The sequence below is a fragment of the Grimontia marina genome, from assembly GCF_900060185.1.
GTDB classification, from domain to species: domain Bacteria; phylum Pseudomonadota; class Gammaproteobacteria; order Enterobacterales; family Vibrionaceae; genus Enterovibrio; species Enterovibrio marinus.
The window spans coordinates 1-12,228 of the sequence record NZ_FIZY01000050.1 but is presented as its reverse complement, the minus strand read 5'-3'; the positions used below and the strand labels follow the sequence as shown (position 1 = coordinate 12,228).

The window sequence follows — 12,228 nt, the reverse complement described above, 5'->3', positions numbered from 1 at the left end:
AATGAAAGTCCCACCCTCTGGCTATCGTGTACACCGTTTTCCACCACTGGCAAAGCCGGTTGTGCCGACGGATGACCCATTTGGCATGGAGTCAGATGACAACTTTGGCCTTCAAACCGGCAGCCTGCAAGCCGACATGCAACAGCAATTGGAAGCGGGTTTCCAGCAAGGGCTGGAGCAAGGTCATCAGGAAGGTTTCCGTCAAGGGGCAGAGCAGGGCAAACAACAAGGTTTGCTGGAAGGGCAGAAAGAAGGTTTCCAGAAAGGCTTTGTGTCCGGTGAGCAATCAGGCCGACAGGCGTTTCTGGATGCCGCTAAACCCGTGAATGAACTCTTTCAGGCGCTGTCCCGTTGGCAGGCAGAACGCGAGCAGCAGCAACGCCATATGATTTGCGAACTGGTGCAGAAGGTTGCGCAGCAGGTTATCCGTGCTGAGCTGACACTGATGCCACAGCAAATCCTGACGCTGGTAGACGAAACCCTCGAAGCCCTTCCGGGCAAATCGGAGAAAGTCACGGTGCACCTGAACCCGCAGGATCTGGAGCGTATTAGCCATATCAATGCGGATTTGCCAAACACCTGGAAGCTGGTTTCGAATTCAGAACTGCCTGTGGGAGGCTGCCATTTAGTGACAGAAGATGCGGAAGCGGATGCCAGTTGCGATTCGCGACTGCAAACCTGCATGGACAACGTCAAGCAACACTTGCTTGATGAGGTGACGGTGTCACAATCATTTAACGCTCAACCTCTTCAAGAATCGCGTGAAGAACAACCCGAGGCGGTGAATGAGTAACTCGCTGTCGCACGATCTGCTGTCTGAAAGACTGAGCGATGCACTGGCGTCGCTCGATTCTATTCCCATTGCCCGTGTCACCGGCCGATTGGTGAAAGTGAACGGCTTAATGCTTCAGGCTGTGGGCTGCCGCTTCAAACTGGAACAACGCTGTTTGGTGGAAACCGCCGAAGGCGACATGATTGAAGCGCAGGTAGTAGGGTTTGACCACAATGTGGCGTACCTGATGCCATTGCGCCGCTTAGGTGGATTGTTCGCAGGCGCAAAAGTGGTGCCGCTGGATGGCGACAGCACAGTGCAAATCAGCTCCCAGTGGTTGGGGCGTGTGGTGAATGGACAAGGTGAATCGATTGATGATGGCGCCCCCCTTAAAGGTGGCGAGCGTGTTTCCCTCGAACCTAAACCCATTAACCCGCTAAAGCGCCGCCCGGTAGACACACCGCTGAATGTCGGCGTTCGTGCCATCAATGGATTGCTGACAGTTGGTAAGGGCCAGCGTATTGGTTTGATGGCGGGCAGTGGCGTGGGTAAGAGTGTGCTGATGGGCATGATCACCCAAAACACCGAAGCCGATGTGATCGTGGTGGGCTTGATTGGTGAACGTGGCCGCGAGGTGCGCGAATTTATCGAACGTAACCTGACACCGGAAGCGCGCCAGAAAGCGATTATTGTTGCTGCCCCTGCAGATGAATCGCCACTCATGCGACTTCGCGCCACACTGCTTTGCCACCGCGTTGCAGAGTACTTTCGCGATCAGGGCAAAGACGTGTTGCTGTTGATGGACTCACTTACCCGCTATGCCATGGCGCAGCGGGAAATTGCTCTTTCTCTGGGTGAGCCGCCTGCTTCCCGCGGCTACCCGCCTTCCGTTTTCAGCTTGTTGCCGCAGCTTTTGGAGCGGGCGGGAAACAGTGAAAATCAATACGGTAGCCTAACGGCAATTTATACCGTGTTGGCCGAAGGGGATGATCAACAAGACCCAGTGGTCGATTCCGCCCGCGCGATCCTCGATGGACACGTAGTGCTGTCGCGCCAGCTTGCGGAGCAAGGCCATTATCCAGCAATTGATATCAACGCCTCCATCAGCCGCTGTATGTCTGGCTGCACCCAGCCTTCTCATGTCACTGTCGCTAACCAGTTCCGCACGCTTTATTCCAACTACCTTCAGGTTAAAGAACTCCTGCCACTTGGCGGTTATCAGCCAGGACAAGATCCGGAACTCGATCGCTCAGTCGCTATGTATCCGCACCTCAAAGCCTACCTGCTGCAGGATGTCAGCGAGAAATCCGATTGCACCGATAGCCTGACGGCACTGGCGCAGCTTTTTCAATCCTAGGGTCAAAAGACGCTAACAATGCTCAACAGAAGGTGAGTGATGGACGCTAAAATCAAAGCCTGCGGCAAACTCCAACAAGTCGAAGAAAAACACCGCGATCGGGTCGGGCAGAAGCTGGAAACCATGCGCCAGCGGCACGCCCACATTGAAACCAAGCTAGGCCAACTTGCCGACCTTAAACAGCACGCAAACTCATCGACAAACAGCGCTCCGACCTTCAACAGCGCCGCGTTGATGAATCTCACCCGCGTCGACCAAATGCTGCAAAAAATGCTCAACCATTGCCAACAGGAACAAGCCGTGCTGGAAGCAGAGTGTGCTGCGGTAAAACACGAACTGGAACATCGACACGCCCGTGTTCAGGGCTTGGAAAAGGCGCTAGAGCGTTGGAAGAAAAAGCAGAGCTATGAGAAAGCGAGGAAAGAGCAGAGGTTGTTGGAGGAGATGATAAACGCCCGCCTGAAAAGGCGGGCGGTTTGAATTTAGCTTTGTTTGCTAGATGTCTAGTTCTTGCTGAGTCAGATTGCCTGATATCGATGGGGACGTTTGGTATCTCGTTGCATTCATCATAAGTCTATTGATTAGCGTAATGAGAATGTGCGAGAAAGGAATGAAAAGCATTTAGTGACCTTTCATTACAGGCAATACTTGCAACTACGATGACTCCGGTCGATTGAATTCCCGTTTGTGCAGCAATAGCGAAAACGTTAGAACTTTTCGTGCATACATATGGGTTCAAGCTTATATGGGATCAATGCGTCTGAACGTATCATGTGTTGAAACATCAAACAAAAACGCCAGCGGCAGCTGGCCTTTTTACGTTACTGGCAAACGCCTATGTTTTCCCACACGCCCCATGGGCCACTTTCAGTCGGGTTGTCTCCCTGTGTCCACCATCGGGCACGATAGCGATTGCCCTCGTGGGCGACTTCTGTGCCAGTCAGGTACACAGTGCCAGCGTCCCAAGGAGAAACAGAACAGGTACCCGTGTCTGTTTTCGATACCTCAACCTGTTGTGTTACGGTGTGAGTCAGTCCTTCATCGTCTTTCACTGTCAAGCTGACCGAAAATACGCCTTCTTTGCTGTACTGATGAGAAGGATTTGCCTGTGTGCTTTGTGAGTTATCACCAAAGTTCCACAAGTAACTTACGATAGCGTTATCGTCGGTTGATGTGCTCTGGAAACTCACCATCATGCCATTTGCACTTAGGGTAAATGATGCGACAGGCGCTTCGTTGTCACACTCACCACTACCGTTGCTGCCGTCATCATCAATCAATTTCCATACATTGGTGTAAACAGAAGGGGTTGCTCCGGTTGACCACCAAATCGCTTCATAGTTTTTGCCACCGTAGGAGACCTTGTCGCCAGCTTTGTAGGATGCTGCCGCAGACCATGCAGGGTAAGCCGCAACGAAGCAGTTAACATCGGAAACAGTCACTTGTTGTATAACGTTATCACTTTGTCCCTCGGCATCGAACACGGTTAACGAAATCGTATAGTTCCCCGAAGAGGAGTAGGTGTGGGTGGGGGAGATCTGCGAAGAAGTGGTGCCATCACCAAACGACCACTCATAGCGTTCAATTCCTTTGTCATCGCTTGAGCCTTGATTAAGCGTTACTGTCAGACCTTTCGCCGACGCACTGAATGATGCCTTCGGCGGTTGGTTTTCTGTTGGCTCTGTCACTGTCATTTCTACCGCGTATGCCAAAGCAAGTTGCGCAAATTTAAACGCGTGTGCTGCTGCATTTGCACTTTTATCCAAGGTGTCCTGAGGAGTGTGAATGTGCGGGTTGTGTTCGCCGAACTTAGACTCAGATGGCATTGATGCCGGATAGCCTTGTTGGTGCCATGACGCATGGTCGGAGCAGGCGTAACCGCAACGGGTTTCGTTATAGCGATACTGAGGTAAGTATTTGGACACCAATGACTTTAAAAAACTGTTCTGAGTAGCGTTGGTGTAGTCGGTAAGAAAGTAAAAGTCATCGGGAGACCCTTGATAGTTGGTCATATCCAACTGCAGGACGCCCTTCACATCGACGTTTCGGGATTTATAAGAACGGGCAATTTCACCAGAGCCTCTAAGACCGACCTCTTCAGCGGCATAACCAATGAAACGCAATGTGCGGTCAGGTTTGAATTCTGGGTTGTTTGCCAATACCCGAATCACTTCAGTAAATGTAGCAATACCCGATGCGTTGTCATCAGCGCCGGGGGCAGAGGAATGCTCCCCGGTCGAATTGCCAATGGTGGAATCAAGGTGGCCACCAATAACCACAACCTCATCGGGTTTAGTGTGCCCTTTAAAGGTCAGTATGACTGAGTTCTGCGGCCAGGACGCATGGTTGTATATTTCAACAGAAACGTCAGAGCGCCCCGCGGCAAGCGACTGCCAGCGGTTATGGATCCAGTCACTGGCCTGTTTGCCATGAGAGGTATTGTAGAAACGGTTTTTGAAGCCAGATAGCGACCTTATAACGGAAGTGATTTCTGCTTCCTGAACGGAGGCCAGCAAATTGGGAAGCACATCTTGTGCAACCAAGGGTGGGGCGATAAAGGTGGTTTGCTTTTGCGCGTTTATCTGTGCCTCAATGGCTTCTTGTTCTGAGTTGTGTGCCATGAAGCCCGGGCAGCGGTTAAATTGCGCGTGAAGCAAATTACTAAAGCGGCTTTGTTCGCTGTCATCGATTTTTATCACCGCGATGGGTGATGCTGCAAAACCTGTGTAGGAGGTGCTTAACGCATATCCCTCTAATTGCTCTGCGACGTGCAGGGTGTCTTTTCCTACCGTAAGCCAAATGTCTTCTGCCGACGCTAACCCAGAAGTCAGCATAATCGGCAGGATAAACCAGTTTTTGTTAATCATGGATAGTCCTTTCCTCAATAATGGGTATGCATTGTTGGGAATACATCCGTGATGCACTTTGAACCGCTGATATCAACGACGAACTGCATGACTTCGCACGACTAACTTCGCCCTAACAATGGAGGTAAAGCTAAGATAATTGCGCGAATTATTCGTGCCTCAGTAGTGAATATTGCTTCTTATTGGGATTTGTTGAGGGGTTTTCACTTAAATTCTTGCGGAAAATTACATGGCTGCTCCGAGTCAACTCACGTTCTTTACTGTCAAAAAGATGTTGTTGGTCGAGTTTGATGACCTAGCTAAGCATATGAATAGATGAAATTAGTTGACAAATCAAACGGCCATTTCTTTTGTTAGGCTATAAAGCATCAACCCTTCTTTACAGGTTCTGCCAGATTAATGGGTAACGCCATTGTGTGTTTCACTTCATCCAACACAAACAGGGTTTGCGCCTCTCTCACTTCAGGAAAGCTTCTCAATGTTTTCAATACAAAGTGTGAGAGTTCTTTATTGGTTCTGGCGACCACTTTCATCAGATGGTCATAAGGGCCGGAAAGGGAATAGCACTCCAGGATGAGCGGGTGATCTTTCACTGCTGACTTAAACAAATCAAACGCCGCTTCGCTTTTCTGATCGATGCTGACCTGAACAAAAGCCGTCACACCAAATCCCGCTTCTTCGGCATCAAGCATTGCGCCATAGCCTTTTATAACACCGGAATCTTCAAGGCTTTTTGTGCGTCGTAGACAGGTTGATTCTGACATATCGGTAGCTCTGGCAAGCTCGACAATCGTCATGCGTCCGTTTTCTTGAAGTTGTGAGAGTATTTTTTTGTCCTGACTAGTTAACATGACGACTTCCTTCAATAAAGCGGTATAAATTGAATGATAGCACCAAAAAACTTCATCTCAATGGGGACTTTGACGGCATTCTCCACCTGTTCTTGGGTAAGATTTGATCAGCCTCTAGCGCGTATAAGGAGAAAACAATGTCGAACGAAAAGTTCTTTCATGTTGGCGAATTGAGCAGTGAGCAGCCGGCGAACACGCAATATCAACCATCTACTTTCTCAAAAGCTCGTCATCCGGAACCGTATCGCTTTGAAGTGAACTTAAGCGCTGAGGCGGGAGACATGCAGAAAAAAACGGGGGTGGTTTCTGTCAATATTCCGGGTTTCAGTCCGGTAAAGCTCTATTGCGATGAACAACCGCCTGTTGGCAATGATACAGCACCACCACCGTTAGCATTCTTTTCAGCGGGCATCGGCTTTTGTTTGATGACACACCTGACGGATATTCTTACGGCCCGCAAAATCAAAGTAGATTCGCTAAAGCTTGAACAACGCATTGTGTTCAGAACCAACCTAGGTCATATGCGCGAGCACGGTTACATGACTGACGGCGGGTGCGACATTGTCGAAACGCACGTGATTATCGACAGCCCTGAGCCGGAAGAGAAAATTAAAGACCTGCTGGACGAAGCTGAAAATGGTTGTATGGCGCACTTTGCCCTGAGAAACCCTATCCCTTGGTCGACGCGACTGGTCTATAACGGTAAAGAGGCAATCAGCCGTTCGGGCGAGTAGATATTGAAGCCGACTCGTTTGAAGCTGTAGCTGATGCTGCGGCTTTTTTACGTTAGGCAAGGCTTTTGAAAAACTGTCTGGGCTTCTCGTAGCGATGAAGTATGCAATACGAGACAGTGAGTAACTGCAAAATAGCTAAGCTTTTAAGGTACTGAGCGACTTGAAGAGCTGGTTATGTTTACACTTCAGCAGCGTGCAAATGCACCCAATTCAGCGCACGATGGGTCTAATAAATTCTCTCATCTTCCTTCGGTTTCAAGAACGATTCCTACTGCCCGTAGGCTTCAAACCAAGCTGACTATCGGTGACAGCCATGACGCTTTTGAGCAAGAGGCTGACCGTATGGCTGACAATGTTGTCCGTTCTTCAGCTTTTTCCAGTGGAGGCTCGTGTCCGAAATGTCAGCGCGCTGCGGGTATTTCTCCTTTGCTTCTAAGGAAAGGATCGGGGAATGCCACTTCAAATGGCAATGTGCCAGATATTGTTCATCGTACTTTAAGCCGTTCGGGCCAGCCTTTGGACAGTCAAACCCGCGCCTATATGGAGGCGAGGTTCGGTGCAGATTTTAGCCAAGTGAGGATCCATACTGACGGCGAAGCTGCCGCTTCTGCCAAGCGTATACAAGCGCGAGCATACACAGTGGGACATCAGGTCGTCTTTGGTGAAGGACAGTACAGACCTGACTCAGCGTCTGGTAAGCGGTTAATGGCACATGAACTCACACACGTTATCCAGCAAATGGGGTCAAACGCCCACGTTATTCAAAGGGCAGAGACGGATACAGCAACGAACTGCGCTGGGCTGACAGACTGTGAAACAGACGTTGATACGAAAGTGAATAGCTCTCTCAGAAGTGCGCGGGCGGTGTCCGGCAGGCCACTTAGCGCTGCTGTCGTTGTAAGGGAACTGGCTAGCGATATCGCGGTAGATCAAGCCCCCGGGAGAACGGCGATTGAGCTATGGGCTGATACCTTACCGGCTTCAAAGCAAGCCCCCCCTGCTCAAGGGGCGACGAAATACAAGGGTGTGAGCTTTGGAATTTGGTCCAACCCTTTGTTTCCTATTCTTAACCCGACAATGAAAGTACATGGTATTTGCATAGGGAGCGATAAGTTAGGGCATTTCTTCCAACAAGGTCTGACGTACTTTCAAACGGAGACAGCAAGGAGTACGGCAGATGCTGAGGAACAGAGCGAGAGAACCGAAGGGGGAGGTTTTGGACTGGAGACAACGGGTGTCTATTCCAATGCCGACCAGGAAGCTAATCGCAAAGGAGGGCAGTTCTATAAAGATTTAGTGGCGAACCCTGCGATGACTTTTGCCATTTCAAATTACATTAACAGCAACTGGAATGAAGAAAGTAACCCTAACTTTTACGAGCAAAGTGTTGGCGAGCAGGTTTGGTCAAACTTGTTGACTGGCTCTTGGTCTGGAACCTCGACGAGCCTTCTACACTTTTTTCTATCTCCAATGGCACTGTATTTATGGACTTTAGCTCGGCAAGTGGGGGCAGGGTGAGTGGAATAATACAAGACGTTGTAGGCCCTATCGTGAACACCGGTTCTTTCTCTGGCACGTTGGCATTGAGTACGAAAAAAGTTCGCGGACAGTCATTGTTTGGCTTCGATACGACACCAGATGCGGTGACGGGCGTTGAAATACGCTATAACTGGAGGCTAGGAAGTGATTCAGGCAAAGGACTGTTGGTGTCGAACGATGAACATAATCTGGCAGGTACATGGGGAAATGGCTCTTCAGAAACAGATAGAGGTATTATCCATCTCACTAAACCGTGAGTCGGTAGTGAAGAGTCGTAGATAGAAACCTACCGAGTTCTCGCATTCACGGAGTATTTTCTAAAGTAGGTGTTTGGATCAGCTAGCTCATTTCAAACGTTCTTAACTGCGCGTACGTTGCCGAAAAGAAAATGAATAAGGATATTCTTATGCTCCCTTCGTTCGAACACTTATAAGAGATGGTGCGCCGCTATTATGTGCTGAGAAACCCTATCCCTTGGTCGATGTGATTGGTCTATAACGGCAAAGAGGCTATTAGCCGTTCGGGTGAGTAGGTTGTATACATTAGAAATGAGTTCAATAGAAAGGCTGCCGATTGGCAGCCTTTCTCATGGTATATGGTTCAGAATCAATCACTGAACCGCTGTGATGCATTCGACCTCTATTTTCGCACCCAGTGTCAATCCGTTAGCGTTTCTTCTTAATGTTAAATAGCAGTCCCACCAGGGTGAAAACAAGGCTGACTAAAGCCGCACCAACCGGAGGTTGGGCTTCGGTGTTCAAAATTACATGGCTCATGGCATAGAACGAGCCCATGTTTGCAATAATTAAGGTGGCGGGAATAGCCCAGTCAGCCCAAGGTTCTTGTGAACGGAACGGGAAAAAAAGCATCAGAAGTATGGCGAAGGAAAGTGCAATACTGACGCCGCCAAATGCCCTCATCAATGCGGTAATCAGTATCTGAAATGTTCCAGGTACTTCTTCCCAATTGAGTTGAACGGCTACTGAGTGATAAGGCATAAATTCACCTTTAAATGTGTAGATGATGCCAATAATGAGCAGTGTCAACGCGGGAACGATATAACAGATGAGAGCTATCTTTCTGAACTTATTCATCTTTGGGTTCTCGTTGCTATATGGGTTTAGCTTTCGTTATGTGTATGTACCGAAGAAACGGCCTTCAACGTAACCGCATCCTGAATGGTGTGATAATTCGGAGAGCGTTCCCGAACCGTTTGGATGATGTCGTCATAGTCCGATTGCGTACCGTTTCCCTTTACTTCAAAGTGGTACTCAATTTCATCAAATCCCACTTTTTCTGATGGATCGACTTCTAGGAATCCGTGCAGATTCAAGTCACCGGCAATGGTCAACTTCACGCTTTTAATCTCGATGCCCTTTTGTGCGGCAGTAATGACAAAGCTTGCCATCATGCAACCAGCTAAGCCACCTAGCAGGTAGTCCTGAGGTGTTGGGAAGCGGTTTTCGCCCAGCAAGGCTTCAGGTTCATCAATTTCAAACGTGAAGTTTTTCTGGATGTCGATGTCTCCGACTTTCTGGTTTAACGTAGTGATTTTGGTGTTGGTGCCATATACCCAATTCGCTTCTATGGCGTAATGGGAGATAGCTTGGGGGGCGCTTTTGATCGTTTTCTGAGTGTATTCGTCTAACGCGGGAAGGTTAATACCGTTGATAAATGATGAGCTCATGGTGCCTCCTGGCTTCTTGTTGTATGAATCGGCAAGTTATGAGGGTTTGTATATCTGTACAAATCAGAAAAACTTTTTATGCACTAAAGAATGCTTTTGGTGATGGTTCTAAAGGTCACGCATTGGCAACAAAAGCGTTTTACCAAGCTTGTGAAGTCGCTCAGGCTGATTTGAACGCGGTAACTAATGCAACAGAGACGTAAGCCGTTTAACTGTATGCAAGTGAAAAGATTTGGTATCGCTAATTAAATCATTCCGATGGTGAGGGCAGGGGGCAGAACAAAGTCAATTGCTGTGACTTTATTGTTTGTGCCAATTAGGAGAAGTCACTTTTCAGCTTTATCTGGATAGGTATAGGGGTGGTGAAAGGCAAAACTCCCACCCCTGATTTCATTAACGTTTGGTCAGGCTAACTTTTGGGAAATCGACTTCTACATCAAAAGCGACGTTGGTGTAGTTTGTGAAGATATTCAAAGCGACATGAGCAAGAATTTCAGCAATATCTGAATCGGAGAAACCAGCGGCACGGACTGCTTGCACATCCGATTCTCTCACTTGACCATTGAATCTGACCAGTTTGGAGGCAAAGTCCAGTGCCGCCTGAGATTTAGCGTCTTCTGCAATACCACGCTGAGCGGCATTCATTTGGTCTAGGGTTGCTCCTGCATTTTGTCCCAAAACGGTGTGTGCGGAAAGGCAATACTCGCAGCGGTTGATGTCAGCGACCAGCACTGCAATTTGCTCACCGAGCTTAGCGCCTATGTTTCCTTTGGAAAGTGCACCAAATGAGGTCCACATGCTTTCCAATGCCGACGAGGAGTGGCCAATCGTTTTGAACATGTTAGGGACAGCACCGAATGCATTCTGAATTTGATCAAATAATTCGGTTTGTTTGCTGTCTGCATTCGCGATGTTTACTGGGTTTAGGTTTGCCATTTTGTTTCTCCTTATTAGTGGCACTATTTATATTGTTTCGATGCGATACCAAGTTACCAGCAAGATCATCCTTGGTCAATATAGTTTTGATGCGAAACTATTAATGGCATGTCTGTTCCTATAAAAAGCTAAGCCAATGAGCAGAGTAGGTATTGGAGAAATAATAATATCAATATGAATTTAAACAAAAAAAGGCCAATAAATTTCGGCCTTTTTATGGTTGTTTGGCTGGGGTTAATCAGTCAGCAGCAGCAATGCATTCCACTTCAACTTTGGCGCCCAACGCCAATCCATTTGCACCAAACGCGCTTCTCGCCGGATACTTTCCGGAAAAATAGGTTTTGTAGACCTCGTTGAATGTCGCCCACTCTGAAATATCAGCCAGCATCACGGTGCATTTGACGAGATCACTCATGCTGTAACCATTGGCTTCGAGGGATATTTTGATGTTTTCCATCGTTTGCTTCGACTCAGCTTGAACGCCACCCGGAGCCAACTTTAATGTTCCCGGCAAAATGCCAATCTGTCCTGAAAGGTAAAGGGTGTTATCGACCCGAACTGCCTCTGAAAATGGGAGGTGGGTCGGGAGCACTTTGCCGGAGTTGAGATACTCGATATCGTCTGAGGATTTTGCGAAAGAAGAGAGGGTTACTAGGCTAAAGCTGACAGTGAATATGAGGAAGATGTTTCGCATTTTAGTCTCCTAATGATTACTGGTTTGTCATTTGGGTATAGATATCCAATTAAGAGACGAGAGATCATCGGGCGTTGGATGCGAGAGATGTTAGCGATGACACGAAAGTGTGCGTCAAATCAACAAATCAATCACCAGCGTTTATGCGTTCGCCAGCAAATTTTGTACAGCCAAGATTGGCTGTAAACCAAGAATTTCTTTTCCTCACTTTTTCATATTAAAAATAAATAATTCCTATCCGTGAATATCTTTTCGAATGATTTAGTGGTGCGTGTTTATTTGTTTTTTATCTCTCAATTTAAATTATTATTTAATGGGTCTTTTAATACGCCTGACATAGGTTATATGAATTATTGATTATAATGTATAGATAGCTAGTCTTTTTGTTTTGATCTCTGTTTATAGATCCTCGGTTTCCAACTGTGATACATCTATGTATTTTGTGGTGATTCACATTTAAGTTGTTTATTATCAATGCTTTATTTTTTGTTGTCTGAGTGGGCTTACAGGTATTCAATAAGGTTATTCATGTTATTTGCTATTTTAATTGGATTAGATAGTTAGCGGAATGTAGTCTCTTTTTTCATCTTGGTGAATATCAATATTTATATTATCTATAAGACTGTTTCACAAACTCTAAGCAAAGGAGAATGCTAAATAGCTGTTCCTAATAGTAGATCTCAAAGATAAGAGAAACTCAGTCCGCTTTGTGCGATCTGATCAATCGCCAAACCGAAACATACCGACAAAAGGACTGAGTGATGGCCATCATAGCACCGATACCTCGTGGC

12 protein-coding genes are annotated in these 12,228 nt (G+C 47.5%); 6 read left to right on the top strand and 6 right to left on the bottom strand.

Translation table 11 applies throughout. The features are described 5' to 3' along the window. Position 1: 1 nt before the first annotated feature. From fliH to fliJ, 3 genes are read left to right on the top strand one after another with little or no spacing between them, the layout of a single operon-like run. Positions 2-793, top strand: a complete 792-nt coding sequence (gene fliH / locus GMA8713_RS20025; RefSeq protein ID WP_062713633.1) for a flagellar assembly protein FliH — start codon at positions 2-4, stop codon at positions 791-793. Then, positions 786-2,129 carry a flagellar protein export ATPase FliI gene (gene fliI / locus GMA8713_RS20020; protein WP_062713584.1) on the top strand — a complete coding sequence of 448 codons (1,344 nt, stop codon included), beginning with the start codon at positions 786-788 and terminating at the stop codon, positions 2,127-2,129. Before fliH ends, fliI begins: the two co-directional genes overlap by 8 nt. Before the next feature lie 39 nt (positions 2,130-2,168). After that, positions 2,169-2,609: a flagellar export protein FliJ gene (fliJ, locus tag GMA8713_RS20015; protein WP_062713582.1), complete on the top strand. Its 441-nt coding sequence runs from the start codon at positions 2,169-2,171 to the stop codon at positions 2,607-2,609. A gap of 341 nt (positions 2,610-2,950) precedes the next feature. Here fliJ and GMA8713_RS20010 read toward each other — a convergent pair whose 3' ends face one another. Together GMA8713_RS20010 and GMA8713_RS20005 are read right to left on the bottom strand one after the other, a co-directional pair. Then, positions 2,951-4,996, bottom strand: a complete 2,046-nt coding sequence (locus GMA8713_RS20010) for a M20/M25/M40 family metallo-hydrolase (protein ID WP_062713580.1) — start codon at positions 4,994-4,996, stop codon at positions 2,951-2,953. 368 nt (positions 4,997-5,364) lie between these two features. Beyond that, on the bottom strand, positions 5,365-5,847 hold the full coding sequence (locus GMA8713_RS20005; RefSeq protein ID WP_062713578.1) for an Lrp/AsnC family transcriptional regulator: 483 nt from the start codon (positions 5,845-5,847) through the stop codon (positions 5,365-5,367). Positions 5,848-5,984: 137 nt separating this feature from the next. Between GMA8713_RS20005 and GMA8713_RS20000 the strand changes: the two genes are divergently transcribed. The 3 genes from GMA8713_RS20000 to GMA8713_RS19990 all read left to right on the top strand — a co-directional run bounded on the left by GMA8713_RS20000 (position 5,985) and on the right by GMA8713_RS19990 (position 8,377). After that, positions 5,985-6,581 (top strand): OsmC family protein, encoded by a 597-nt coding sequence (locus GMA8713_RS20000; RefSeq protein ID WP_062713576.1) that lies wholly within the window; start codon positions 5,985-5,987, stop codon positions 6,579-6,581. 174 nt (positions 6,582-6,755) lie between these two features. Continuing rightward, positions 6,756-8,099, top strand: a complete 1,344-nt coding sequence (locus GMA8713_RS19995; protein WP_062713574.1) for an eCIS core domain-containing protein — start codon at positions 6,756-6,758, stop codon at positions 8,097-8,099. Continuing rightward, on the top strand, positions 8,096-8,377 hold the full coding sequence (locus tag GMA8713_RS19990; RefSeq protein ID WP_062713571.1) for a hypothetical protein: 282 nt from the start codon (positions 8,096-8,098) through the stop codon (positions 8,375-8,377). The genes GMA8713_RS19995 and GMA8713_RS19990 overlap by 4 nt, the downstream gene beginning before the upstream one ends. 408 nt (positions 8,378-8,785) lie before the next feature. Here the strand turns inward: GMA8713_RS19990 and GMA8713_RS19985 are convergent, their stop codons facing one another. The 4 genes from GMA8713_RS19985 to GMA8713_RS19970 form a co-directional block, all read right to left on the bottom strand. After that, positions 8,786-9,214 (bottom strand): hypothetical protein, encoded by a 429-nt coding sequence (locus GMA8713_RS19985; protein WP_062713569.1) that lies wholly within the window; start codon positions 9,212-9,214, stop codon positions 8,786-8,788. A gap of 26 nt (positions 9,215-9,240) precedes the next feature. Continuing rightward, entirely contained in the window at positions 9,241-9,807 is a 567-nt protein-coding gene (locus GMA8713_RS19980; RefSeq protein ID WP_062713568.1) for an OsmC family protein, read from the bottom strand. Between the two features lie 393 nt (positions 9,808-10,200). Further along, on the bottom strand, positions 10,201-10,743 hold the full coding sequence (locus GMA8713_RS19975; protein ID WP_062713566.1) for a carboxymuconolactone decarboxylase family protein: 543 nt from the start codon (positions 10,741-10,743) through the stop codon (positions 10,201-10,203). Positions 10,744-10,981: 238 nt separating this feature from the next. Then, complete coding sequence (locus GMA8713_RS19970; RefSeq protein WP_062713564.1) at positions 10,982-11,437, bottom strand: RidA family protein; 456 nt, start codon at positions 11,435-11,437, stop codon at positions 10,982-10,984. Positions 11,438-12,228 lie beyond the last annotated feature (791 nt).